General features: G+C 69.0%; 20 protein-coding genes and 1 pseudogene. 8 read left to right on the top strand and 13 right to left on the bottom strand.

Annotated features, from left to right (window positions below):
* Window positions 1–29: 29 nt before the first annotated feature.
* The 3 genes from ACFUPX_RS08300 to ACFUPX_RS08310 all read right to left on the bottom strand — a co-directional run bounded on the left by ACFUPX_RS08300 (window position 30) and on the right by ACFUPX_RS08310 (window position 4,041).
* Window positions 30–2,147, bottom strand: a complete 2,118-nt coding sequence (locus ACFUPX_RS08300) for a phage tail tip lysozyme (protein ID WP_383317979.1) — start codon at window positions 2,145–2,147, stop codon at window positions 30–32.
* A 58-nt stretch (window positions 2,148–2,205) separates the two neighbouring features.
* Complete coding sequence (locus tag ACFUPX_RS08305; RefSeq protein ID WP_383317982.1) at window positions 2,206–3,510, bottom strand: hypothetical protein; 1,305 nt, start codon at window positions 3,508–3,510, stop codon at window positions 2,206–2,208.
* A 138-nt stretch (window positions 3,511–3,648) separates the two neighbouring features.
* Entirely contained in the window at window positions 3,649–4,041 is a 393-nt protein-coding gene (locus tag ACFUPX_RS08310; protein WP_383317985.1) for a hypothetical protein, read from the bottom strand.
* Between the two features lie 321 nt (window positions 4,042–4,362).
* On the opposite strand from ACFUPX_RS08310, the gene ACFUPX_RS08315 reads away from it, so the two are divergent.
* A complete protein-coding gene (locus ACFUPX_RS08315; RefSeq protein WP_383317987.1) occupies window positions 4,363–4,974 on the top strand; it encodes a helix-turn-helix domain-containing protein in 612 nt (203 codons plus the stop codon).
* A gap of 673 nt (window positions 4,975–5,647) precedes the next feature.
* The gene (locus ACFUPX_RS08320) at window positions 5,648–5,809 is read left to right on the top strand and encodes a hypothetical protein (protein ID WP_383317990.1); all 162 of its coding nucleotides are present in this window, start codon (window positions 5,648–5,650) and stop codon (window positions 5,807–5,809) included.
* 108 nt (window positions 5,810–5,917) lie between these two features.
* Here the strand turns inward: ACFUPX_RS08320 and ACFUPX_RS08325 are convergent, their stop codons facing one another.
* Window positions 5,918–6,091 (bottom strand): hypothetical protein, encoded by a 174-nt coding sequence (locus ACFUPX_RS08325; protein WP_383317992.1) that lies wholly within the window; start codon window positions 6,089–6,091, stop codon window positions 5,918–5,920.
* Window positions 6,092–6,314: 223 nt separating this feature from the next.
* Between ACFUPX_RS08325 and ACFUPX_RS08330 the strand changes: the two are divergent.
* A pseudogene (locus ACFUPX_RS08330) lies at window positions 6,315–7,100 on the top strand (peptide-N4-asparagine amidase); the annotation flags it as partial.
* Window positions 7,101–7,259: 159 nt separating this feature from the next.
* A complete protein-coding gene (locus ACFUPX_RS08335; protein ID WP_383317994.1) occupies window positions 7,260–8,687 on the top strand; it encodes a cation:dicarboxylate symporter family transporter in 1,428 nt (475 codons plus the stop codon).
* Here the strand turns inward: ACFUPX_RS08335 and ACFUPX_RS08340 are convergent.
* The 3 genes from ACFUPX_RS08340 to ACFUPX_RS08350 all read right to left on the bottom strand — a co-directional run bounded on the left by ACFUPX_RS08340 (window position 8,626) and on the right by ACFUPX_RS08350 (window position 13,676).
* On the bottom strand, window positions 8,626–10,095 hold the full coding sequence (locus ACFUPX_RS08340; protein WP_383317997.1) for a Gfo/Idh/MocA family protein: 1,470 nt from the start codon (window positions 10,093–10,095) through the stop codon (window positions 8,626–8,628). The two genes, ACFUPX_RS08335 and ACFUPX_RS08340, sit on opposite strands and share 62 nt — an antisense overlap.
* Window positions 10,096–10,239: 144 nt before the next feature.
* Window positions 10,240–13,158, bottom strand: coding sequence for an FAD-binding and (Fe-S)-binding domain-containing protein (locus ACFUPX_RS08345; protein WP_383318000.1), 2,919 nt, complete (start codon window positions 13,156–13,158; stop codon window positions 10,240–10,242).
* Window positions 13,159–13,232: 74 nt separating this feature from the next.
* A complete protein-coding gene (locus tag ACFUPX_RS08350) occupies window positions 13,233–13,676 on the bottom strand; it encodes a MarR family winged helix-turn-helix transcriptional regulator (RefSeq protein WP_383318002.1) in 444 nt (147 codons plus the stop codon).
* A 136-nt stretch (window positions 13,677–13,812) separates the two neighbouring features.
* Between ACFUPX_RS08350 and ACFUPX_RS08355 the strand changes: the two genes are divergently transcribed.
* Both ACFUPX_RS08355 and mltG read left to right on the top strand, forming a co-directional pair.
* Window positions 13,813–15,630, top strand: a complete 1,818-nt coding sequence (locus ACFUPX_RS08355) for an ABC transporter ATP-binding protein (RefSeq protein ID WP_383318005.1) — start codon at window positions 13,813–13,815, stop codon at window positions 15,628–15,630.
* A gap of 46 nt (window positions 15,631–15,676) precedes the next feature.
* Complete coding sequence (mltG, locus tag ACFUPX_RS08360; protein ID WP_383318038.1) at window positions 15,677–16,534, top strand: endolytic transglycosylase MltG; 858 nt, start codon at window positions 15,677–15,679, stop codon at window positions 16,532–16,534.
* Window positions 16,535–16,592: 58 nt separating this feature from the next.
* Here the strand turns inward: mltG and ACFUPX_RS08365 are convergent, their stop codons facing one another.
* The 6 genes from ACFUPX_RS08365 to ACFUPX_RS08390 all read right to left on the bottom strand — a co-directional run bounded on the left by ACFUPX_RS08365 (window position 16,593) and on the right by ACFUPX_RS08390 (window position 21,976).
* Complete coding sequence (locus tag ACFUPX_RS08365; protein ID WP_383318008.1) at window positions 16,593–17,702, bottom strand: NAD(P)-binding domain-containing protein; 1,110 nt, start codon at window positions 17,700–17,702, stop codon at window positions 16,593–16,595.
* 60 nt (window positions 17,703–17,762) lie between these two features.
* The gene (locus ACFUPX_RS08370) at window positions 17,763–18,971 is read right to left on the bottom strand and encodes an LLM class flavin-dependent oxidoreductase (protein ID WP_383318011.1); all 1,209 of its coding nucleotides are present in this window, start codon (window positions 18,969–18,971) and stop codon (window positions 17,763–17,765) included.
* 2 nt (window positions 18,972–18,973) lie between these two features.
* Window positions 18,974–20,017 (bottom strand): ABC transporter substrate-binding protein, encoded by a 1,044-nt coding sequence (locus ACFUPX_RS08375; RefSeq protein WP_383318014.1) that lies wholly within the window; start codon window positions 20,015–20,017, stop codon window positions 18,974–18,976.
* Window positions 20,018–20,072: 55 nt separating this feature from the next.
* Window positions 20,073–20,873, bottom strand: a complete 801-nt coding sequence (locus ACFUPX_RS08380; protein WP_383318017.1) for an ABC transporter ATP-binding protein — start codon at window positions 20,871–20,873, stop codon at window positions 20,073–20,075.
* A complete protein-coding gene (locus tag ACFUPX_RS08385) occupies window positions 20,846–21,772 on the bottom strand; it encodes an ABC transporter permease (RefSeq protein WP_383318020.1) in 927 nt (308 codons plus the stop codon). Before ACFUPX_RS08385 ends, ACFUPX_RS08380 begins: the two co-directional genes overlap by 28 nt.
* Window positions 21,773–21,892: 120 nt before the next feature.
* Window positions 21,893–21,976: a putative leader peptide gene (locus tag ACFUPX_RS08390; RefSeq protein WP_349817350.1), complete on the bottom strand. Its 84-nt coding sequence runs from the start codon at window positions 21,974–21,976 to the stop codon at window positions 21,893–21,895.
* Window positions 21,977–22,077: 101 nt separating this feature from the next.
* On the opposite strand from ACFUPX_RS08390, the gene ACFUPX_RS08395 reads away from it, so the two are divergent.
* Together ACFUPX_RS08395 and ACFUPX_RS08400 are read left to right on the top strand one after the other, a co-directional pair.
* The gene (locus ACFUPX_RS08395; RefSeq protein WP_383318023.1) at window positions 22,078–22,500 is read left to right on the top strand and encodes a secondary thiamine-phosphate synthase enzyme YjbQ; all 423 of its coding nucleotides are present in this window, start codon (window positions 22,078–22,080) and stop codon (window positions 22,498–22,500) included.
* 141 nt (window positions 22,501–22,641) lie between these two features.
* On the top strand, window positions 22,642–24,219 hold a 1,578-nt coding region (locus tag ACFUPX_RS08400), incomplete at its 3' end, for an MFS transporter (protein ID WP_383318041.1).

Below are 24,219 nucleotides of genomic sequence, written 5' to 3' on the forward strand. Positions count from 1 at the left end.
CTTCTCACTCCCAGATCAGATACGGCGCATCAGACCGTCTTGATCTTGTCGGAGGGGAGCATCGAATCCGACATGTCCACGAACTTCCAGCCCTCGGCCGCCATCCGCGCCGCGCTGTCGACGCGAACCCGACCCATGAAAGCGCAGTAGCCGGCCTCGCCGAGGATGATTTTGTCGCCCTGGACGCCGAGCACCACGAGAGTGTGGCCGGCGGGGCCGCGGCTCGGGCCGGAGCCCACTGAGTACGCCGTCGGGGTCGAGGACATCTGCTTGCCGGTCTCCCTCGCAATCGCGTACGCCGTCTCCTTGCCGTCACCGGCCGGGTAGGTCTGGAACGTCGTGTACTTGTTCACGAAGTAGGTCGAGAACGACACGCAGTTCATCGCGTGGTTGCCGTTGCAAGAACCCGGGCCACCGCCCGGACCGTACCGGTCATCCAGGAACTTCCCGCCCTCCTTGTTGAAGAGGTCGACGAGGTCCTGGGCCTCCTCCTGCGTCATCCCGCCGTCCTTCAGCGAGACGGAACTAGTGCCCTTGGAGGTGCAGTTGCCCAGGATCGTATTGATCCCGTTCCCGATGTTCTCGATGATCCCGCCGACGATGTTATCGACGCCGCCCACGATCGAGCTGTCGACCGACCAGCCGCTCATCTTGCCGAACCACATCTCGGCGTTGTCGCCTCGTGCGGTGAGCCCGGCCGCGCCGTCAGAGGAGCGCTCCCAGTTCTCGTGGAAGGCCAGTGCCGCCGCACGTGGCGAGCCCTGCGACTTCTTGAGGATGTCCTTGAAGACCGTGACATCGCCCGGGTTGTCACCATCGGCCATGAAGGCCAGCTGGGCCTTGACCGTGAACCAGTCGACGCCCTTGCTCTTCGCGTACTGGCGCAGCAACGTGTTGCGGCCGAACGTCCACTGCCCGAGACCGATGCCGTTGTCTGTGTTCTGCGCGGCGCTGGCCTTCCCGGCGGTCATGGCATACGTCCCCGTGGGGAAGTTCTGCACGCTCGTCGGGTCGATCCCGGACTCCTGCGACCAGTTGCCGAGGATGCCCGCGATGTTCTCCTTCGGCATCCCCCAGCTGCTGAGTACCGAGTAGATCTCCTTGGCGTTCTTCTCCACGTCCGCCGGGACGGTGGCCCCGGAACCGTTGCCAACGCTACCCGCGTTGACGACACACGCCGTGCCGTTCGCGTTGGTGCCGCCTTCGGTCAGCGCCGTCGAGTTGAGGACGCCGGTCAAGACCGTGCCCAGCAGGGCCGCGGTGGCGGTCATCGCGACCGCACCCGAGATGGCTGCCGCTGCAGGGGGCATCGTCGCCGTGACTGTGACGCCCAGGACCGTGCCGACCCCCTTGGCTATGAAGCCGACCCCTTTGGCCATCAGGCCGCCGAGCGCCGTGAACGGTGCAGCAATCGCATGACCAACCGCCTTGACGATGTTGACGATCAGCGTCCACAGCAGCTTCCCGGCGTTGACGGCCATCGCCATGGCCGCAAAGAACATGGACTTCAGCCAGTTCAGTAAGGCCATAGCCATGACCACCCCCATGGCCGGCGGAGCGGCAGCCGCGCCACCGCCGACGGCGGCGCCCTTGGCCGCCTTCGAGCCCAGGCCCTCGTCGTCGTTCGACGCACCGCGTTCGTAGCCCGTGCCGCCGGCCCCCAGCTCGCGCTGGTCGGCCGGCTTGGCGTCCGGGCTGCCACCGATGAGCTTGGACACGCCCTTGACCGCGTCCTGGGTCCCCTCGACGCCGACGTTCTTCGCTGCGCCAACAACGGCTCCCGGAAGCCCGCCAGCCTGTGCGCCGGTCACGGCACCGGAGACGGCAGCTCCTGCGTAACGTCCGGCACTACGGCGGGTCGCGCTGCTGCCGTCTCCCCCGATCGCCCTCTGGGCCGCGCCTCCGGCAATGTTCCCGGCGACGGCGTTGATGCCCTGCCTTCTCTTCGACCCGGCATTCGCGGCACCGGCCGCCTTGCGCTGCTTGGGCACGCTGGCCTTGCCCTTGGAAGGCTTCTCGACGCCCTTCTTGAGGCCGAAGCTCTTGGTCCCGCGACCCTGCCGGGGTATCCCCTGACTCACCGACCTGCTCGACTGACCCCTCGTGGTCCCCTTCTTGAGACTCCGATTCGGCTTGTCGGTGGCCATGTCGCTTTCCTTTCCGTCTCAATGCCAGGTAACGGGATGCGTCACCTCATTTCCGCACTCAATGGAGGGTCGTGAGGAACATCTTGTCGTCTCGAATGGTGCTGTTTGCCTGCACGTCCCGCAGACTCGTGTCCAGTCGAAGCAAGTCGAGCGACAGATCCGACTCGTACTGCGACTTGTTCCGGGAGTAGTCCTGATACGCCTGTGAAAGGTTGTTCATGATGTTCATGAGAGGGCGCATCGTCACGTCAGAGGACTGGTAGTCCTTGGTGAGGCTGGTGCCGTCCGAGAGGGGCCACTGCATGTCCGAGATCTGCTGGCTCGTCGTATCCGAGCCTTCGTCACGCTTCTTGGTGAAGAACTGGGCGTAGCTCTGACCGGCCGGCACCAGGGCATCGAGGTAGCCGTCGTAGACGTTGCCTTCACGCCAGTTGAGGTCGAAGCCGCCCGGGGTGACGTGCTTGGTCTGCAGCGCCAGCGTCGAGACGCCGTCCTTGGCCTCGGCCGCGGAGACGCCCGTGATCTTGTCGGTGGCGATCGAGACCGGCACGGTCGGCGGACGCAGGAACAGGCCGTCGATCTTCGTCGTCTGCAGGTCGGAGGTGTGCGACTGAACCTGCGTCAGATTCGTGCGCATCTCGACGAGCTTCTGGTCCAGGGCATCCCTGGCCTCGGCCTCCTTCTCCTTGAGCGCGACCTCGTAGTAGGCCTGCGCCGGGTCGAAGGCCAGGGCGTCGAGCGCCGCGATCTTCTGGACCCCGGATGCGCCGGGGTTGAAGAAGACCCGCCACTGGTCGTACTTGGAGAAGGTCTCGTCGCCGGCCAGTTTGCCGCTGCTCTGCGTCTGCTCGGCTCCGGGCGTGGTGAGTTCCGCATTCGCACGAACCGTCAGGTTCAGCACCTGACGGTCGAAGGGTCGGTCGGCGTTCAGGAGGACCCCGATGTAGCCGGTCGAACCGAAGGCGTAGAAGGAGCCCTTGATCCCGTTGGTGCTGACCGGCTCGCTGTTCAGCGAGGTGTCCGACCCGAGCAGGAACGCCCTGTAGTCCGCGGCGTTGTGCGAGATCTGGGCGGTCGGACTGAAGTGCATCATCACGAGCGCCTTGTTGCCGCTCTCGTTGGTGTAGATCCCGTCGACGGTGCCGTCGAGATTCGTCTTCGAGGTCTTGAAGTCGCTGGTGTACAGCGCCGTCTGCGACAGCGAGTCCCGCTCCGCCTGGTACGCCGAAGCACCCGATGCGCTGATCACGATCGCGCCCGTGACCGCGAAGATGCCGAAGAACACCCCAAAACGCTCGATCGCGTGGTGCGAGTCGAGCTTGAACTTCCAGCTGAAGGCCAGTGCCTTGTCCTTGATCCCCATGTTCTGCTCGCTTTCGTGCCTGCACCGTGCTGTGGGCCCGGATATGGCGAACCGGGCCGTAGGAGGCCTTGCACCTCAACCGACCCGGTTCGCTCGACGCCGTTGTCTCCGATCGCGTGCACGGTCTGTGACGACCTCTTACTTGGAAGGGCGGCTCAGGAACCCGCTGAACTGATCGGTGCTCTGGATGATCACCGTGCCGCCGCCGAGGTCCGTGATGGTCTGCTGGCCGCCGGAACCGACCGTCGAGATCAGCGACCACCCGCCAGTGCCCAGGGCTCCACCGACGAGAATCAGAAGCGCGATCGTGCCCCAGCCCTGCTGCTGGCCCGCGGACTGTGGGTTGGCCATCAACTTCTTGATCAGGAGCACGCCGCCCCAGACCAGGCCGACAGCACCGAGCAGCATGAGCAGAAGACCGCCCCAGAGCTGGATCTGTGACTTGGCGTTCTCCAGGAAGCTCGTGAGGTCCCAGGCTGCGCTCGGCAGGGAGGTCTGTGTGAGGACGGCTGCCTCGTGGATCTTCGGCACGGTTCTTTCCTCTCGCCTTTCGAGTCATTGGTTGGCATGACGGTGAGTCACAAGGCGACAAGCGCAGCTCATCCACTTGGATTGGCGGCGATAGAAGCCCGGGGTGGTCGTCGACATGCTATCGACTCCCCCCGCAGGGTCGTATAAGTGCGCATCTGTAGTGACTAATCTACCCCACTCAATCGCCGGGCGGCAGAGGCGTGAAAGGGTCTATCGATAAAGAGTCGAAAGGTGCTCGGAAACGAGACGAATCGGCGTCGCGGCGCGCGACCGCAGGGCCGTGGCGGACGCCTGTGGAATCCGCAGTGCGAGATGTGTAATGTGCCGCTCCAGCACCGCTGCGGCGCCGACCTGCTCGATTTCGAGGCAGGCCACCCCCTCGCCCCGTCGATCGCGATCTCGACCAGGAAGTACCAAACCGCCATGAACGCACTGCCCGGGGACCTCTTCGCCCGCCGACTTCGTCAGGAACGCGAACGCCTCGGCATCAGCCAGGCGGAGCTAGCGCGCCGTATGGCCGCACTGCTCGGTACGAACGTTGACTCCACCGCCATCACGCGCATCGAGCAGCAGACCCGCGCGGTCAGGCTCGACGAGGCGGTCACCGCTGCCGAGGCTCTCGGGGTCCCTCTGGTCACACTGGTCAGCGACAACTACGCCCAGGAGAACGAGGCTGAGATCCAGAACCAGCTCGCCGAGCTCGCCCTCACCGAGCAGGAATGGGAGAGGCTGCGCCGGAAGATCCACCGGATCACCCAGACCATCCAGCAACTCTCCGCCGAGCGGGAGGCCTTCCGCTCTCACGCGCTGGATGTCAACCCTGAAACCGCCGACCACTACGAGCTCGACCCTGAGACCCAGGCCGCTCTCGACGCCCGGATGCGTGATGTCCGCAACAAGTCGGCCGGAGAGGTCACAGGCTCAGGCGCATGACGCTGTTGCGGACGGCAGGGTTGAACTCACGGTCGTAGACGTTCACCGTCTCGGGCTTCCGCCACAGGATGCCTCTGGCTGAACTCGCGGCCACGGGATCGGCACCGGATCGCGACCGCGCTAGCCGTCTGCCTAGTCTCTGGCCGGATCGAGCTCGGTGGCCTGGAGCCCCTGGACGGCTGCCGCCGGAGGGAAGTGATGGGTCTGGGCGCGGCGCGTGATGGCGCAGCGGCGCCAGACGGACTTCAAGGCCTGGGCGTCCTTCAATGTCCGGATAACCTTCATGTCGCGGCATGTGCAGGTCCACCGCCGCAGCGTGTGAGTACCTGGAGAGTCCTCCGAACGTTCCCCCTCAGGTGGCAGTAGTCGGGCGATCGCCTCCACGGTTGCCGGGCACGCGCCCGGTTCGGACGCAGGAGATGCACTGGGAATGGCCGGCGAGAAGCGCGGCGAGCTGGGGGTCGAGGCTGGCCGCAGATGCGGCATGGCGACGGCCAGCGGTCGTTGACCCGGCCGAGGTGGGGAATGGTCGGTTCCGCGCCGCTCTTGTACGGGCGATCGCGGACTGAGGGGCGCACCGCCCTTGAAGCGGAAGCTGCGATCTTCGCTTGGGTGGACGAGGGCAACCCCCACGTCGCCGAGATTCTCGATCGGTACAGCTAGGCTCGTAGGTATGGGATTCGACTGGGAGAACATGCTCGACACAAGCGGCAACGGCCTCAGCGATGCCTACGACGGCCTGGTCTCCGCAGTCATCTACAGCGAGGTCCCGGGGGTTGACCGTCGGCCACTCCCGGTGGGAGAAGAGCACGACGACTCAGAAGGCCTGCGCTGACCGCAGTACACACACGACAACGGCATATGGTCGCCGCATCCCATGCTGATGTCGCTCGGTACGGAGGATGAGCGAGCGCCCCGCCGGAAGGCATTGGTCGCTTGTGCGTCACGCGGCCTTGACCAAGTTGGCGCGGGTCGCTTTCTCCCACTCGACCAGGAGTCGTTGGTACTCCGCCGCGCGGCTGGGGGTGTCGGGCTCCTCCATGAGTCGGCGGATGGCCACGTTGATCCGCGCAGCAGCAGGGCGCAGTTCGCCGTGAGGCCGGGAGGGCGAGGACATGGATGAATCGTACGGGCCCGCACCGCCCCATCAGGGCGGCATGAGGACGCGCCCCTTGGTTCTGACGCACCGTCAGAGTTCGGGCACTCCCGGGCACCTGGCGGTGTGCGAGAGGGGGGAATCCACGGGGTGACCTGGGGCTACTCCGGGCACACCAAGTCTGGTGATTTCCCGAGGGGGCACTGTGAAACCGCAGGTCAGACGTTCTCCCTTACATTTACCCAACCCCTTCCTGTGGTACGTGATCCCCGGCCCCCGCGCCTTCGACATCAAGCCCATCGAGTACGACCTGACACCTTTCGCCGGGCTGCTCAACGACGGCCGCCCGCACCAGGTCGAGGTGTCCGTGGCGGGCAGACCGGAGGCGACGAGCGGCTGGCACACCCCGACCAACGTCCTGCTCTGGCAGGACGAGAAGCGCGAACACGTCACCGGCAAGCTGACCCGTCACAAGGCGGGCGACCTCGCCAACGAGGCGACGTACACGCCGGGTTCGCCGGAGCACCGCCTCGAAACCCGGGGCGGCCACCGGCTCAGCGTCTCGGGGTACGTCGACACCTCCCACGGCCGCGTCGCGACAACCGTCACCCGCGCGCTCGCCAACACCTCGGTCCACCGCTGGACCGAGGGCGAGTCCACCGATGCGCTCAAGTCCACCTGGACCGACCGCGAGACGGTCACCCGGAACGGCGGCGCGACCCGCACGGAGCGGACGTACACGATGGACGGCACGACGACACTCGGCGCGGGCGACCGGCTGCGTACCGAGATCGCTCTGGGCGACCGCGCGGAGACCGCTGTCTCGAACGACGGGCGCCGCACAGCCCGTTCGGTGACCGACGACCGCTACGAGGGCGATGCGACGTACACCGCCAACGTCCCGCGCGAGGACCGGCACGCCGTCGGCAGCTCCCGTGAGCGCTACCGCGTGTACGGCGACGGCATCTGCCACGACCGCACCCTGGCCACCGAGCAGGGGGCCCTCACGGTGGACCGGCTGCGCTGCTGATCCCCTCGTTCCACCGCGGCGATTGGAGCAAGATCCAAGATTTACGCCGATGTGATCTGTAGGTCTTTTGCGGAAGCGGGCACTCCGCCATAGTGGCGCCTCGCGGAAAGAAAATTCCGTATGGCAGAAGTAAGTTGAACCCTCACCACAGGAGTGCCCGTGCCGCAGTCCGTACCGTCCCTACCGCGACGCGTAGCACGCACATTGCGAACCTCACTCTTCGCGCAGGTCGCCTGCGCGTTGGTGCTCGGAGTCCTCGTCGGACGGCTGTGGCCCCAAGCGGGCACCGCCGTCCAACCGCTCGGCGACGGCTTCGTGCGTCTCATCAAGGCGATGATCGCCCCGCTCGTCTTCTGCGTGGTCGTCGCCGGAATCACCAAGGCCGGAGACCTCAAGGCCTTCGGGCGCATCGGGGTCAAGGCCCTCATCTGGTTCGAGGTCGCGACCACCGTCGCCCTCGTCGTCGGCCTGCTCGCCGGGAACCTCGTCAGCCCCGGCGCCGGAATGAACGTGGACCCCGCCACGCTCGACGCGTCCGCCGTGGACGCGAAGACCGGCGGCGGTGAACTGCCCTCGACCAGCGAGTTCCTCCTGCACTCGCTGCCCGACAGCGCGATCGGCGCCTTCGCCGAGAACTCACTGCTCCAAGTCCTCGTCCTGTCCTGCCTGGTGGGCGCGGCGCTGCTGCACCTGGGCAACTCGAAGGTCCCCGCGATCCTGCCCGCCATCGAGCAGGGCCAGGAGGTCGTCTTCGCGATCGTCGGCTTCATCATGAGGCTGGCGCCGCTCGCCGTGTTCGGCGCGACCGCGCATCTGGTGGGGGAGTACGGCCTCGGCGCACTGTCGACGTACGGCAAGCTCATCGGTGTCTGCTACGCGGTGGCTCTGATCTTCCTCGTCCTGCTCGCCGTCGCCCTGAAGGCCCTGACGGGGCTGAGCCTGTGGAAGTTCGTCCGCTACACGCGCGAGGAGATGCTCCTCGCTCTCGGCACGGCCTCCAGCGAGGCCGTCATGCCGCGCATGATGCAGAAGCTGCGCCAGGCGGGCTGCCGCGACGACGCGGTGGGCCTTGTCCTGCCGACGGGATACTCGTTCAACCTCGACGGCGCCTCGATCTACCTCTCCGTCGGTACGTTGTTCATCGCGCAGGCCGTGGGCGTGGACCTGAGCCTGGGCCAGCAGATCACGGTCGTCCTCGTCCTCATGCTGACCAGCAAGGGCATGGCGGGCGTGCCCGGTTCGGCGTTCCTCGCCCTGTCCGCGACCGCCTCCGCGCTCGGGGTCATCCCGGCGGGTGCGGTGGCCCTGCTGCTCGGCGTGGACCGCATCATGGACGCCATGCGCGTCGCCACGAACCTGCTCGGCAACTGCGTCGCCGTGTTCGTGGTCTCGCGCTGGGAAGGCGCCCTCGACACAGCACGGGCCAAGAAGGTCCTCTCCGGAGAGATCGCCTTCATACCGGAACAGGCGGAGCGGGCGAAGGAGCCCGGCAGCGCCGATGTGGGCACCGCCGGGCCCAAGTCCCTTACGCCTTCGGCTTCTGCGAGTCCACTCCCGGCCGAGCCTTCTTCCACAGCCCGCGAGTGAAGTCCGGGATCGCCTGCGGCGCGCCCTTCGCCTTGATCGACAGATGGCTCAGGGGGACGGGCGACGTCCAGACCGCGGCGTCGTAGACGTCGAAGTCGGGCACGAGGCCGAGCTGCATGGTCTGCATCAGACGGAAGATCATGATGTAGTCCATGCCGCCGTGCCCGCCAGGCGGGTTGGAGTGCTCCTTCCACAGCCAGTGGTCGAAGTCAGCGGCGTACTTGCCGAAGTCGCCCCACTCGTCGTTCGTGTGGTCCGGCTCGATGTAGATGCGCTCGGGGTAGTCCTCGAAGACGCCCTTGGTGCCGCCGAGGCTGTTGATCCGGCTGTAGGGGTGGGGCGTGGAAACGTCGTGCTCAAGGCGGATCACCCGCCCCTTCGCCGTCTGGACGAGACTGATCGTGCGGTCGCTCTCGATGTACGTCTCCTTCCAGCTCGGGTCGCCCGCGGGCATGTGCGCCTTGCGGTACTCGGCCAGACCGAGGGCGGGCGTGCCGAAGCTGGAGATGTGCGTGACGCGGTCGCCGCGGTTGACGTCCATGTAGTTGGAGACCGGGCCGAAGCCGTGGTTGGGGTAGAGGTCACCGCGCAGCCGCGTGTGCCACAGGCGCCGCCACGGGCCTTCGTAGTAGTCCGGGTCGAACATCAGGCCGCGCAGATCGTGGTTGTACGCGCCCGCCCCGTGCAGCAGATCACCGAACTTGCCCGCATGGGCCATCCGCAGGACACGCATCTCGTTCTTGCCGTAACAGCAGTTCTCCAACTGCATGCAGTGTCTGCGGGTCCGCTCGGAGAGGTCGACCAGTTCCCAGATCTGGTCGAGCCGCAGGGAGATGGGACACTCCACGCCGACGTGCTTGCCGTTCAGCATCGCCGTCTTGGCCATGTCGAAGTGCCAGTCCCAGGGCGTCGCCACGTACACGAAGTCGACGTCACCGCGCTTGCACAGGTTCTCGAAGTCGTGATCGCCCTTGGTGTACGTCGCCGGGGCGGGCTGACCCGCGTCGGTGACCTTCTTCGAGGCGGCCGCCGTCTTGTCCTTGACCGGGTCGCAGAGCGCGACGACCTTCACCCCCGGGATCGCCAGGAACAGGTCGATCATGCTGCCGCCGCGATTGCCGAGCCCGACGATGCCGACCCGCACGGTGGAGCGCCGCTCGAACGGTACGCCGATCATGGTCTTGCCCTTGCGGGGCGGTGCCTCGGCGGCCGTCGCCGCCGCGTCGGGCGCTGCGGACGGGCCTTGCGGGGCGTCGGCGTGGGCCGTGCCCCCGGCGAGGGCGCCGAGGCCGAGCCCGGCGCCGGCGAGGCCCGCGGTGCGGAGCACGGCGCGGCGTGAGGCGCCGTCGGCGAAGTCGTCAGGGGTCGCGGACCCGTCAGGGTTCGGTAGGGCGTGCTCGTCGTGCATCGGACCTCCGTGGCTTGGATGCCTGCGCTGGAACGGATGCCACCCTGATGGGGGGACGGGCGTGGCGCAAGGGACCGAAGTGGCCAGGGAGTTGGATTTATTTCGCGCCCCGGGTCGGGAGGGTCTTTCGCGGGGCGCCGGAGCTCACGGACGCGTGGCGCGCTCCAGCTCCAGAAGTACGGAGTAGTAGGCGCGTCCTGTGGCGTGGTCCATGCCCACCTCGCACATGCGGTTCGCCGAGAGATGCGCGTCGAAGGGGCGGGCGGTGACCTCGGCGGCCTCCTTGCGGGTGGCCGACTCCGTCAGCTCCTTGTGCAGCATCCCGCGGTCACCGGCGAAGGCGCAGCAGCCCGCGTCGTCCGGGACCACCACCTCGTCCGCGCAGGCCTCGGCGAGGGCGCGCAGCTGGGCCTCGTCACCGAGGTGGCTCATGGAACAGGTGGGGTGCAGGACGGCGGAGCCGACCGTGCGGTGCACGGTCAGGTGGGGGAGCAGCTCGTCCGCGGCCCAGACGAGGGAGTCGACGACCGTCAGCTCCTGGTGCAACGTGCGGTTGTCGGCGGTGAGGTAGGGCACGACCTCGTGCGCGATGCCGAGCGTGCAGGAAGAGGCGTCCACCACCAGGGGCAGCCTGCCGCCGGCCGTCCAGCCCCAGGCCGCCTCGACGATGCGGTTGGCCATCACCGCGTTGCCCTCGTCGTACCCCTTGGAGTGCCAGATCGTCGCGCAGCACGTCCCCGCCACGTCGTCCGGGATCCAGACCGGCCGCCCCGCGCGGGCGGAGACGGCGGCCACGGCCTGCGGCAGAGAGCGGTCACCGGGGCTGCCGAAGATGCGGTTGACGCACGCCGGGTAGTAGACGGCGCTCGCGCCCACGCGTGGGGTGCGCGGCAGCTTGCGGGCGGCCGCTCCCGGGATGTCCGGCAGCCACTCGGGGACCAGGTCGGGGCGCACGGCCTTGCGCGCGGCGCGTGTCACGCCGGTCAGGAGCCGGTCGCTGATCCGGCTGGAGGCGGCCACCGCGAGCCGTGCGGCGGCCTCGACCGCCTTGAAGTTCCTGGCGGCGACGGCGGCCGCACGCTCCTCGCGCGGCGAGTGCCGTGCGTGGCGGAAGTCCTTCATCAGCGCGCCCGTGTCGATACCCACCGGGCAGGCCAGCTTGCAGGTCGAGTCACCGGCGCAGGTGTCCACGGCGTCGTATCCGTACGCCTCGACCAGGCGGTCCTCGACCGGGGAACCGGGTGCCTGGCGCATCATCTCGCGGCGCAGCACGATCCGCTGGCGCGGGGTCGTCGTCAAGTCCTCGCTGGGGCAGGTCGGTTCGCAGAATCCGCACTCGATGCAGGGGTCCGCGATCAGCTCCACCTTGGGGATCGTCTTCAGGCCGCGGAGGTGGGCCTTCGGGTCCCGGTCGAGGACGATGCGCGGCGCGAGCACGCAGTCCGGGTCGATGACCTGCTTCGTGCGCCACATCAACTCCGTGGCCTTGGGGCCCCATTCGAGCTCCAGGAACGGCGCGATGTTGCGCCCCGTCGCGTGCTCGGCCTTGAGCGAGCCGTCGAAGCGCTCGACCGTGAGCGTGCAGAACTCGTCCATGAACGCGGCATAGCGCTCCACGTCGGCCGGCAGGCCCGCGTCGAAGGCGAGCAGGAAGTGCAGGTTGCCGTGCGCCGCGTGTCCCGCGACGGCCGCGTCGAAGCCGTGCCGGGTCTGGAGTTCGAGCAGGGTCTGGCAGGCCTCGGCCAGCCGGGACGGCGGGACCGCGAAGTCCTCGGTGATCAGCGTCGTGCCGGAGGGCCGCGAGCCGCCGACCGCCGTCACGAACGCCTTGCGGGCCTTCCAGTAGCCCCCGATCGTCTTGGCGTCACGCGTGAAGGCGTTGGTCACCGAGTCGACCGGCGCGACGAGTTCGAGCCCCTCGACGACCTTGGCGGCCGTTGCTTCGTACGCCTCCTGGCGCGCCTCGTCCGGTGCGCGGAACTCCACCAGGAGAGCCGCGGTCGACTTCGGGAGCCGCGCCCAGTCGGCGGGTATCCCCGCGACGCTGGTCGAGGCGCGCAGCGTGTTGCCGTCCATCAGCTCGACGGCCAGTGCGCCCGCCTCGTTGAACAGCGGGACGGCCGCCGCGGCGGCCGGCAGCGAGGGGAAGAACAGCAGGCCCGTGGTGATCCGCCGGTCCAGCGGAAGGGTGTCGAAGACGACCTCCGAGATGAACCCGAAGGTGCCCTCGGAGCCGACCATCAGGCCGCGCAGGATCTCGACGGGCGTCGCGCCGTCCAGGAACGCGTCCAGGCGGTAGCCGTTCGTGTTCTTGATCTCGTACTTGGCGCGGATGCGGGCCGTGAGCTCCTGGTCCGCCTCGATCTCCCGCTTGATCGCCAGCAGGCCCTCGCACAGGGCCGGTTCGGCGTGGGCCAGCTCTTCGTCGGCGTCCGGGTCCGCCGTGTCGACGACCGTGCCCGTCGGCAGGACGAAGGTGAGTGAGGCCACCGTGCGGTACGAGTTGCGGGTGGTGCCCGCCGTCATCCCCGACGCGTTGTTCGCGACGACCCCGCCGATCGTGCAGGCGATGGCGCTCGCCGGGTCGGGGCCCAGCACCCGGCCGTGCCGGGAGAGCGTGGCGTTGGCCCGCAGGACGGTCGTGCCGGGGCCGATCCGCGCCCTCTCGCCGTCGCCGATGACCTCGACGCCCGCCCAGTGCTTGCGCACGTCGACCAGGATGTCCTCGCCCTGGGCCTGGCCGTTGAGCGAGGTGCCCGCCGCGCGGAAGACGACCTCGCGGCTCCTGCCGTGCGCGTACGACAGGACGGCGGAGATGTCGTCGATGTCCTCGGCGACGACCACGACCTGCGGCACGAAGCGATAGGGGCTCGCGTCGGAGGCGTACCGCACGAGGTCGGAGATCTTCGTCAGGACCTTGTCGGCGCCGAGCAGCGCGGTCAGCTCGGAGCGCAGCGGCTCGGGGGTGCCGGTGGCCTGCCGGTCCGGCACCCGGTCGTGGGCCGGGCCCTCGGGGCGCGCGGCGGGGCGCAGGGCTTCCGGCGTGGGCTCCAGCAGCGGCATGAGCTCTCCTCGGCGAGGTCGGACGGTCGAGCGGCTTCGGGCGTGCGGTCGAGCGGCTCGGACGGTCGCCGGGGTCAGCAGCGGCGGACGTCCGGCACGTCGAGCAGCGCGGTCAGCAGGCCGCCCAGCTGCTCGCGCTGCTCGGCGTCCAGTGGAGCCAGGATGTCCTCCGCGGCGGCCCGGCGCGCGCTGCGCAGCTGCTTGAGCGCCTTGCCTCCCGCGTCCGTGAGCTCGATGCGGATCACCCGGCGGTTGGTGGGATCGGGGACGCGACGCACGAGATCACTGGCCTCCAGGCCGTCGACCAGGCTCGTCACGGCGCGCGGGACCACTTCGAGGCGCTGGGCGAGATCGGCCATGCGCGGCGGCGTGTCGTAGTGCGCGAGGGTGCGCAGCAGGCGCGACTGGGCCGGGGTGATGTCGATCGGCACCAGATGGTGCTTCTGGATGCGGTGCAGCCTGCGGGTCAGCCGCAGCAGCTGTTCGGCGAGCAGTCCGTCGGCGTCCGGGGTGTTCATGCGGGAACATTATCAGGACCTAGTGCATTGTGAGTATAGGTAACAGTGAGCTATGCTCCCTCAATCGTCGTCGGCCGTCCGCCGACCGCCATCGCCGGTCCGCGCGCGGACCGGCGTCCCCCTCCCGAAGGAGCCCATGCGTCCCGACGAACCCAAGTGGACACCGCAGCCCCTGGCCCCCGGCCAAGAGGAACAGCCGCGGCAGATCCGCCGCATCCTGCGCCTCTTCCGCCCTTACCGCGCCCGCCTCGCGATCGTCGGCCTGCTGGTCGGCGCCGCCTCCCTGGTCTCGGTCGCCACCCCCTTCCTGCTGAAGGAAATCCTCGACACCGCCATCCCCCAGGGACGGACGGGCCTGCTGAGCCTGCTCGCCCTCGGAATGATCCTCAGCGCGGTCGTCACCAGCGTCTTCGGCGTCCTGCAGACCCTGATCAGTACGACGGTCGGCCAGCGCGTCATGCACGACCTGCGCACCGCGGTCTACGGCCGCCTGCAGAGCATGTCGCTCGCCTTCTTCACCAGGACCCGCACCGGTGAGGTCCAGTCCCGCATCGCCAGCGACATCGGCGGCATGCAGGCGACGGTCACCTCCACCGCCACCTCCCTGGTCTCGAACCTCACCAGCGTGATCGCCACCATCGTCGCGATGCTCGCCCTCGACTGGCGCCTCACGGTCGTCTCGCTGCTCCTGCTGCCCGTCTTCGTGTGGATCAGCCGCCGGGTCGGCCGCGAACGCAAGAAGATAGCCACGCAGCGGCAGAAGCAGATGGCGGCGATGGCGGCGACGGTCACCGAGTCGCTCTCCGTCAGCGGCATCCTGCTCGGCCGCACGATGGGCCGCTCGGACTCGCTCACCAAGTCCTTCGCCGAGGAGTCCGAGCAGCTGGTCGACCTCGAGGTCCGGTCGAACATGGCGGGGCGCTGGCGCATGGCCGTCATCTCGATCGTCATGGCCGCCATGCCCGCCGTCATCTACTGGACCGCGGGACTCGCCTTCCAGATGGGCGGCCCGACGGTCTCGATCGGCACGCTCGTCGCCTTCGTCTCGCTCCAGCAGGGCCTGTTCCGGCCCACCGTGAGCCTGCTCTCCACCGGCGTGCAGATCCAGACCTCGCTCGCGCTCTTCCAGCGCATCTTCGAGTATCTGGACCTGCCCATCGACATCACCGAGCCCCGGAGCCCGGTGCGCCTGGACAAGATCAAGGGCGAGGTCCGCTTCGAAGGTGTCGAGTTCCGCTACGACGGCGACGACGACCGGAGCCGCGCGATCCTGGACGGCATCGACATCACCGTCCCCGCCGGCGGCAGCCTGGCCGTCGTCGGCCCCACCGGCTCGGGAAAGTCGACCCTCAGCTATCTGGTGCCGCGGCTGTACGACGTGACGGGCGGCCGCGTGACGATCGACGGCGTCGACGTGCGCGACCTGGACTTCGACACGCTGGCCCGCGCGGTCGGCGTCGTCTCCCAGGAGACGTACCTCTTCCACGCCTCGGTCGCCGAGAACCTGCGCTTCGCCAAGCCCGACGCCACGGACGAGGAGCTGATCGCGGCCGCCGGTGCCGCCCAGATCCACGACCACATCGCGTCCCTGCCCGACGGATACGACACGGTGGTCGGCGAGCGCGGCCACCGCTTCTCCGGAGGCGAGAAGCAGCGCCTGGCCATCGCGCGCACGATCCTGCGCGATCCGCCCGTGCTCATCCTGGACGAGGCGACCAGCGCCCTGGACACGCACACCGAGCACGCGGTGCAGGAAGCCATCGACGCCCTGTCCGCCGACCGGACGACGCTCACGATCGCCCACCGGCTCTCCACGGTCCGCGGCGCCGACCAGATCGTGGTCCTGGACGCGGGCCGGACCACCGAGCGCGGCACCCACGAGGAGCTCCTGGAGAGGGACGGCCGTTACGCCGCCCTGGTGCGCAGAGACGCCCAACTGGAGCCAGCAAGATGAAGATATGCACGGAATGTCGGCATTTGCGAGATAATGTGCCCGCATGCTGCAGACCAAGACTCCGCGCCGGGGCACGATTCGACTGACGCGTCGGGGGCGGATCGCCCTGATCGCGACCGGAGCCGTCGCGGCGGTCACCGCCGTGACGGTGCCGCTGCTGCTCCCGGACGACAGTGGACGCCCCGAGTCGCTGACCATCCCGGAAGGCTGGCGCTCGAGCCAGGTGTACGGGGCCGTCGACAAAGCCCTCGGCGTGCAGGAAGGCACCACGAAGAAGGCCATTCCCAAGGCCGCTCTCAGACTTCCCAAGGACGCGGCCGGCAACCCGGAGGGTTATCTCTTCCCGGCGACCTATCCCCTTGACGACAAGTCGACTCCCGCGTCCGTGCTCTCGTACATGGTGAACACGGCCACCAAGAAGTTCGGCGTCGGCCAGGTCACGGCGGGCGCCGACCGCAACGCGGTGAACGTCTACCAGACGATCACCATCGCCAGCATGATCGAGGCCGAGGCAGGCTCCAAGGCGGACATGGGCAAGGTGGCCCGGGTCATCTACAACCGCCTCGAGCAGGGCATGCCGCTGCAGATGGACTCGACGATCAACTACGCCCTGAACCGCTCGACGCTGAACACCCGCGACCGCGACACAAAGATCAACAGCCCCTACAACACCTACACGCGCATGGGTCTGCCCCCCACCCCGATCGGCAACCCCGGCGACGAGGCGATGCGCGCGGCGACGAGCCCGACACCGGGCGGCTGGCTGTACTTCGTGACGGTGAAGCCGGGGGACACCCGCTTCACGTCGAGCTTCGAGGAACAGCAGAAGAACGTGGCGGAGTTCAACAAGAACCAGAGCAAGAACAAGGACGAGGGCAAGGCCGAGAACAAGCAGGACGGCTAGCGGCCCGCGGCGGCGCGGGGCCGTGTGCCCCGCGCCGCACCGTGCGGCAGCCCCGGAATCACACCGCGACCGGCGCCTGCTCCAGCAGCCGCTGGATGTCCCGCACCGCGGACCGCCCCGCGCGGTTCGCGCCGATCGTGCTGGCCGAGGGGCCGTAGCCGACGAGATGGACGCGCGGATCGGCGACGGCGCGGGTGCCCTCGATCCGGATGCCGCCGCCCGTCTCGCGCAGCCGCAGCGGCGCCAGGTGTTCGATCGCCGCCCGGAATCCGGTGGCCCAGAGAATGACGTCGGCATCGACGCGCCGCCCGTCGTCCCACTCCACCCCGCTCGGCGTGATGCGGTCGAACATCGGGAGCCGGTCGAGCACCCCGTCGGCCCGCGCCTGCCGGATGGCGTCGTTGACGGGCAGGCCGGTCACGGAGACCACGCTCTGCGGCGCGAGCCCCTGGCGCACCCGCTCCTCGACCATGGCGACGGCCGAACGCCCCCAGTTCTCGTCGAACGGCCCCTCGCGGAAGACGGGCTCGCGCCGGGTGACCCAGGTGGTCCCGGCGGCGTACGGAGCGATCTCCATCAGATGCTGGGTACCCGAGGCCCCGCCGCCCACGACGATCACCCGCTGCCCCTTGAACGCCTCGGGCCCCGGATAGACGGCCGTGTGCAACTGCCGCCCGCGGAAGGTGTCCTGCCCCGGATAGCGCGGCCAGAACGGCCGGTCCCAGGTGCCCGTGGCGTTGATCAGCGTGCGCGTCGCCCAGGTTCCCGCCGACGTCTCGACCAGCAGCCGCCCGCCCTCGCCCTCCCGCACCCGGTCCACGTCGACGGGCCGGTGCACCCGCAGGTCGAAGCGCCGCTCGTACTCCTCGAAGTACTCCCGGATGACCTCCGACGAGGGCCGCGCGGGATCGGCGCCGGTGAGTTCCATGCCGGGCAGCGAGTGCATCCCGTGCACTTTGCCGTAGGTGAGCGAGGGCCAGCGGAACTGCCAGGCCCCGCCTGGGCGCGGCGAGTGATCCAGGACCACGAAGTCCCGGTCCGGCTCGAAGCCGACCCTGCGCAGGTGATGGGCGCTGGACAGGCCCGCCTGCCCGGCGCCGATGACGACTGCGTCCACTTCTTGTGCCGCCTCGTGTGCGGCCGCGTCCCGTGCCCCGATGTCGTTCACGCTTCTACTAACTCCATCGGGGCCCGGGATCTTCCCGCCTCGGTGTCCGTCCCGGCGGTATCAGCGCCCGCCCGCCACCAGGAGCGGCGCGCCGCCCGGAGCGGAGGCCGGACGCCCGTTCGCCGCGGGGGCGCCGGTCAGCTGCGACGCCGGAATCCGGGGCAGCAGCCCGCGCGCCGCCAGATCGGGGATCACGCCCTCGCCGAACCAGTACGCCTCCTCCAGGTGCGGATAGCCCGAAAGGACGAAGTGCTCGACGCCGAGCGCGTGATACTCCTCGATCCGGTCGGCGACGTCCGCATGGCTGCCGACGAGCGCGGTGCCCGCGCCACCCCGTACGAGACCGACGCCCGCCCACAGGTTCGGCGAGATCTCCAGGTCGTCGCGCGAACCTCCGTGCAGCGCCAGCATCCGCTGCTGGCCGACGGACTCGCTGCGGCCCAGCGCCTGCTGGGCGGCGGCGATGGTGTCCGGGTCGAGATCGTCCAGCAGCCGGTTCGCGGTGGTCCACGCCTCGGCGGCGGAGTCACGCGAGATGGTGTGCAGCCGGATCCCGAACCGGACCGTGCGCCCCTGCTCCTCGGCGAGCCCACGAATCCAGTCGATCTTCTGCTTGACCTGCTCCGGCGGCTCGCCCCACGTCAGATAGACGTCCGCGTGGCGCGCCGCCACAGGACCGGCAGCCGCCGACGAACCACCGAAGAAGACCTCGGGCAGCGGGTCCGGCGGCAGCGCGGTGAGCCCGCCCTCCACGTCGTAGTGCTCGCCGTTGAAGTCGAAGGGCTTACCGCCCCACACCCCCCGTACGACGGACAGGAACTCGTCCGTGCGGGAGTAGCGCCGATCGTGGTCGAGGTGATCGCCGAAGCGCTTCTGCTCGGTCGAGTCACCGCCAGTGACGACGTTCAGGAGCAACCGACCGCGCGTGATGCGCTGATACGTGGACGCCATCTGCGCGGCCAGCACGGGGGAGATGACGCCGGGCCGGAACGCCACCAGGAATTTGAGCCGCTCCGTGTGCTGGGCCAGCGCGACCGTCGTCAGCCAGGCGTCCTCGCACCAGGTGCCCGTCGGGGTCAGCACGGCCTCGAAGCCCAACTGCTCGGCCGCCTTGGCGATCTGGATCAGATAGTCGATGTCGGGGGCGCGGACCCCGCTGACGGGGGTGACACGGGAGCGCTTGACGCCGCCGTCGGTGTAGGCGTGCCGGTCGACGAGGGTGCGGCCGTCGCCGCCGGTCGGCAGGAACCAGTTGAGGTGGACGGTCATCGTCAGGACTCCTTGTTGTACGTGCGCGGCTTGCTGGTCGAGGGCGGCAGGCTGCCGTTGAACCGGGTGTCGACGAAGTCACCGAAGTCGATGCGGCGGGGAATGAGCTTCTGGTCGGTGAAGGTGTCCGCGATCTCCTGCTCGGAGGTGACCACGTTCTTGTCCACGGCCACCGGGACCCGCGTGCCGTTGCTGCGCTTGACCGCCGCGAGCGCCACCTCGTACGGCAGGCCGGTGTCCTTCGCCCAGACCTTCGCCCATGCCTCCGGGTGGTCGTAGACCCAGGCCTGGGCCTTGCGCAGCCGCCTGAGGTAGTCGTCGACCGCCGCGGCCTTCTTCTTGTCCTGCAGCGCGTCGGGCGCCGCCACCTGGAAGTTGAGGCCGTTGACCAGGCCGTCGCCGTCGGTCAGGACGCGGCCCTGCTTGCCCTCCAGAACCTGCGAGGTGTACGGGTCCCAGACCGACCAGGCGTCCACCTTCCCGCTGGTGAACGCGGCCAGCGCGTCGGCAGGCTGGAGATACTTGACCTTGACGTCCTCGAGGCCGAGCCCGGCCTTCTTCAGGGACGCGATCAGCTGGTAGTGCGCCGACGAACCCTGCGCCACGGCGACGGACTTGCCCTTGAGGTCCTGAGGCTTCTTCAGGGGCGAGTCGTCGGGCACGAGGATGGCCTCACCCGATGCGGTGCCGTGGGTCGCGGCCACCACGGAGATCTTGGAGTTCGCTCCGGCGGCGAAGACGGGCGGCGTGTTGCCGACGGCGCCGATGTCCACGGCCTTGGCGTTGACGGCCTCCAGGAGGGGCGGCCCCGAGGTGAAGGTGGACCAGCGGATCTTGTACTTCAGGTCGTCCAGCTCGCCGGCCGCGCGCAGCACGGCCTCCGAACCGCCCTTCTGGTCACCGACGTTGAGGGTGAGCGAGCCCTTGCCGTCGGTCCCGCCGCCCGAGCCGGCCGATGAGGTGTTGGCGGAGGACGAGCCGGAGCAGGCGGCGAGCAGCAGGGCCAGGGGGACGAGCAGGGCGGGGGCGGCGAGGTGTCGTCGCATGGTGAGTCCGTTCGGTGTCTTCGTGCCGTGCACGGGGAGGGGGAGTGCGGGTGGTTCAGGCAGCGGCAGCGGCAGCGGTTTCCGGCGAGGCGTGGTCCGCGTCGACGCCCAGGCGCTGCAGAAGCTCGGCGCGCAGCTCGGCGAAGCGCGGATCGGAGATGCCGCGCGGCCGGTCCAGATCGATCTGGGTCTCGTACGCGATGACCCCGTCGTCCATGACGAGCACCCGGTCGGCGAGGAGCACGGCTTCCTCGACGTCGTGCGTGACGAGCAGGACGGCGCAGCCGCGCCGCTGCCACAGCTCGTCGACGAGTCGCTGTGCCTTGATGCGGGTGAGCGCGTCGAGCGCGCCGAACGGCTCGTCGAGCAGCAGCAGATCCGGCTCGCGCACCAGGGCGCGGGCCAGCGAGGCGCGCTGGGCCTCTCCGCCGGAGAGCGTCTTGGGCCAGGCGTTCGTACGGTGCTTCAGGCCGACCTCCTCCAACGCCCGCTCGGCGACGCTTCGTTCGGGCTTTCCCTTCAGCCCGAGCAGTACGTTGCGCCACACGCGCTTCCAGGGCATGAGCCGCGGTGCCTGGAACGCGACGGCCTTGCGGCGGGGCACGAGGACCGTTCCCTCGATGTCCCGGTCGAGCCCGGCCAGGATGCGCAGCAGGGTCGACTTGCCGCAGCCGCTGCGACCGAGCAGCGCCACGAACTCGCCCGGCTTGACGTCGAGATCGAGCCGGTCGATGACGGCGCGCCCGTCGAAGGAGCGGGTCAGCCCCTCGACACGTACGGCCGAAGTGGGCCGCTTCGTCGGGGCGTTGGCCGTGAGAGCGTCGGGGGTCACCGGCCGGTGAACGTCGGTCGCCATTGCAGCAGCAGCCTTTCGAGGGTGCGGACGATGAAGTCGGCGATGAGGCCGAGGAAGGCGTAGACGATCAGGCAGACGACGATCACGTCGGTCCGCAGGAAGTCACGCGCCTGGACCATCAGGAAGCCGATCCCGGAGTCCGCGTTGATCTGCTCGGCGAAGACGAGGGCGAGCCAGGCGATGCCGAGGGAGTATCGAAGGCCGGTCATGGCGCCCGGCAGCGCGCCCGGCAGGATGACGTGCCGCACGAGGCCCCACCGGGAGAGCCCGAGGGACTCCCCGGCCTCGATGAGCTGCGAGTCGACCCCGCGGATGCCCGCGTACACGTTCAGATAGAGCGGGAACGAGACGCCCAGCGTGATGATGGCGACCTTGGGCGCCTCGCCGATGCCGAACCAGATGATGAACAGCGGGATGAGCCCGACGAACGGCACGGTGCGCAGCATCTGGACGCTGGCGTCGACGAGGTCCTCGCCGACGCGGAAGAGCCCCGAGACGAGCGCGAGCGCCGTTCCGACGACGGTGCCGAGCAGCAGCCCCACCGCGACCCGCTGCAGGGAGACCCCCATGGCGGAGGTCAGTGAACCGTCGCTGAGGAGGTCACGGGCGACACCGGCGATGGTCCCCGGCGAGGCGAGGATGTCTTTGGTCAACACCCCTGTGGAGCTGAGGAGTTGCCACAGGGCGAGCAGTGCGAGGGGGCCGGAGGTGCGGCGCAGCCAGCGGGGGACGCGGGTGCGGCGGGTGGAGGAGGGGACGATGGGGACGAGTTCGGCGGGTGCCGCCCGTTCGGCGTCCTTGACGCCATCGGTGTCCGTGGCGCCCTGGGCGGGGTCGCCGGACTTGGATATACCCGAAATGTCGGACGCGGAGTCCGGCGGGGCATGGCTGATGCTCATGGGGGCTCCACGGCAGGAGGGAGGGATGCCCGAAAGGCCTACGCGCGAGGCGGTGGGATCAACCGCGCGCGGGCAGCGGGGCAGAGAGGAGCGAAGGGGGAAAAGCGGGCTGAGAGAGGGTCAGCAGCCGCGACGACACGCAGCAGAAGCCACCCGCAGCAGGTCGATGTGACCGCGCGTGGTGAGCAGAGCTGAACGCAACATGCCGCTGAACGTAGCCAGATCGTCCGCGTACGGTCAATGCCGTCTCGAAAGGCGGACGTCACGTATCAGTACATGGGAGCGACGTGAGGGAGGATGGACCCATGTCCGACGCTTTCACCACACGTGTCCTGAACATCACCACCGGCTCGGCCGAGCGGGTCTTCGACCTCACCGACGACTGCGAGAGCTTCTTGCGGGAGGCGGCCGGAGGCCGCGACGGCCTGCTCAACATCTTCGTTCCCCATGCGACCGCGGGCATCGCGATCCTGGAGACCGGCGCGGGCAGCGACAACGACCTGCTGGCCGCGCTGCACACCCTGCTCCCGGCCGACGACCGCTGGCAGCACCGCCACGGCAGCCCCGGCCACGGCCGCGACCACGTCCTGCCCGCGCTGGTGCCGCCGCACGCGACGCTGCCGGTGCTGGGCGGCCGGCTGGAGTTGGGGACCTGGCAGTCGGTGTGCCTGGTGGACACGAACCGGGACAACCCGCGGCGCGAGGTCCGGCTGTCCTTCCTCGGGTGAGGGGCGCCCGGCGGTTTCCGGTCGGATCATGGCCGAGACGCGAGGGGGGCCGTTGACAGGGGTCCGGTGTCTTCGTAGCTTCTCGAATCGTTGGAAATATCGATGATTTGAGTACTCGATCATTCTGGATTCGGGGGAATGATGTCCGGACGAACGACATCGACGGGTGGACGAGGGTGGACCCTGGCCGTGGTCTGTGTGGCCACGTTCATGCTCCTGCTCGATCTGACCGTGGTGAATGTGGCGCTGCCCGACATCAGGGACGCCTTCGACGCGAGTTTCACCTCGCTGCAGTGGGTGCTCGACGCGTACGCCCTCGGGCTCGCCGCCGTTCTGCTGACCGCCGGGTCACTGGCGGACCGCCTGGGGCGCAAGCGTGTCTTCAACGTCGGCTTCGTCGTGTTCCTGGTGGCTTCACTGGCCTGTGGCCTCGCCAACGACGCCGCCGTGCTGTCCGTGGCCCGCGGGGTCCAAGGACTCGGGGGAGCGGTCCTGTTCGCCGTCGGGCCCGCGCTGATCGGGCAGGAGTACCAGGGCAAGGACCGCGGCAAGGCCTTCGGGATCTTCGGCGGTGTCGTCGGGCTTTCCATCGCCTTCGGACCACTCATCGGGGGCGCGCTCACCGACGGTCTGAGCTGGCGCTGGATCTTCCTGGTGAACGTTCCGGTCGGACTGCTCGCCATGGCCGTGAGCGCGCTCAAGATGCGCGAGTCCCGTGCGGAGTCGGCCCCCGCCGTCGACTGGTGGGGACTGGTGCTCTTCACCGGCGCGCTGACCCTGCTCGTCCTCGGGCTGCTGCGAGGAGAGGCCGAGGGATGGGGCAGTGCGCCCATCGTCGGCATGTTCGTGGCGTCCGTGCTGCTCCTCGGGGCGTTCGGCCTCGTGGAGAAGCGTCTGGGTGAACGGGCCATGTTCCAGCTGTCGTTGTTCAGGAACAGGACGTTCAACGGGGTGTCGGTCGTGACGCTGCTGTGCGCCGCCGCGACGATGTCCGCGATCTTCCTTCTGGTGTCGTACGTGCAGAACGTCCTCGCGTACTCGCCGTGGGAGACCGGCCTGCGATTCCTTCCGCTGACCGGGACGCTGTTCGTCGCCGCGGCGATATCGGGATCGCTGACCACGCGGGTGCCGCAGCGGCTGCTGATGGGAACCTCCCTCGCGCTCATCGCGATCGGTCTCTTTCTCGTCGCGCTCACCGGCCCGGACACGTCCTGGACCGCGCTGCTGCCGAGCATGTTCGGGATCGGCCTGGGCATGGGCCTGTTCAACCCGCCGCGCGCCTCGCTGTCCATCGCCGTCGTGGAACCGTCCAAGGCGGGCATGGCATCGGGGATCAACGAGACGTTCCAGCAGGTGGGTGTCGCCATCGGTATCGCCGGATTCGGTGCTGCGTTCCAGGGACGGGTGAGTGACCTCTTTGTGCAGTCCGCTGCCGGACGCCAACTGGGCGCGGGTGCGCACGAATTCGGCGAGGCGGTGGCGGCGGGCGGCGGCGCGGAAGCCGCCGGCCGGGCGCCGTCGGAGCTGGCCCCCGCACTCGAAACGGCGGCCCGCACCGCCTTCGTGGACGGACTGACCGACGTGATGCTCGTGTGCGCGATCGTCGCCGCCGTCGGCGCGGTCGTGGGATTCGCCTTCATCCGCACGCGCGACCTGCACGAGAGCGCCAGGGGCGAGACCACGGTCGGCGAGAGCCCGGCCACGACGAACTCCACCGAT

It is taken from the genome of Streptomyces sp. NPDC057302 (genome assembly GCF_042667685.1).
In the GTDB taxonomy this organism is placed as follows: Bacteria; Actinomycetota; Actinomycetes; order Streptomycetales; family Streptomycetaceae; genus Streptomyces.

Excerpts from the sequence above, each read along its gene's own strand:
- ACFUPX_RS08300 (WP_383317979.1), bottom strand. The coding sequence starts at position 2,147 with ATGGCCACCGACAAGCCGAATCGGAGTCTCAAGAAGGGGACCACGAGG.
- ACFUPX_RS08305 (WP_383317982.1), bottom strand. The coding sequence starts at position 3,510 with ATGGGGATCAAGGACAAGGCACTGGCCTTCAGCTGGAAGTTCAAGCTC.
- ACFUPX_RS08320 (WP_383317990.1), top strand. The coding sequence starts at position 5,648 with ATGGGATTCGACTGGGAGAACATGCTCGACACAAGCGGCAACGGCCTC.
- ACFUPX_RS08325 (WP_383317992.1), bottom strand. The coding sequence starts at position 6,091 with ATGTCCTCGCCCTCCCGGCCTCACGGCGAACTGCGCCCTGCTGCTGCG.
- ACFUPX_RS08340 (WP_383317997.1), bottom strand. The coding sequence starts at position 10,095 with ATGCACGACGAGCACGCCCTACCGAACCCTGACGGGTCCGCGACCCCT.
- ACFUPX_RS08345 (WP_383318000.1), bottom strand. The coding sequence starts at position 13,158 with ATGCCGCTGCTGGAGCCCACGCCGGAAGCCCTGCGCCCCGCCGCGCGC.
- ACFUPX_RS08350 (WP_383318002.1), bottom strand. The coding sequence starts at position 13,676 with ATGAACACCCCGGACGCCGACGGACTGCTCGCCGAACAGCTGCTGCGG.
- ACFUPX_RS08355 (WP_383318005.1), top strand. The coding sequence starts at position 13,813 with ATGCGTCCCGACGAACCCAAGTGGACACCGCAGCCCCTGGCCCCCGGC.
- ACFUPX_RS08370 (WP_383318011.1), bottom strand. The coding sequence starts at position 18,971 with ATGACCGTCCACCTCAACTGGTTCCTGCCGACCGGCGGCGACGGCCGC.
- ACFUPX_RS08375 (WP_383318014.1), bottom strand. The coding sequence starts at position 20,017 with ATGCGACGACACCTCGCCGCCCCCGCCCTGCTCGTCCCCCTGGCCCTG.
- ACFUPX_RS08380 (WP_383318017.1), bottom strand. The coding sequence starts at position 20,873 with ATGGCGACCGACGTTCACCGGCCGGTGACCCCCGACGCTCTCACGGCC.
- ACFUPX_RS08385 (WP_383318020.1), bottom strand. The coding sequence starts at position 21,772 with ATGAGCATCAGCCATGCCCCGCCGGACTCCGCGTCCGACATTTCGGGT.
- ACFUPX_RS08390 (WP_349817350.1), bottom strand. The coding sequence starts at position 21,976 with ATGTTGCGTTCAGCTCTGCTCACCACGCGCGGTCACATCGACCTGCTG.
- ACFUPX_RS08395 (WP_383318023.1), top strand. The coding sequence starts at position 22,078 with ATGTCCGACGCTTTCACCACACGTGTCCTGAACATCACCACCGGCTCG.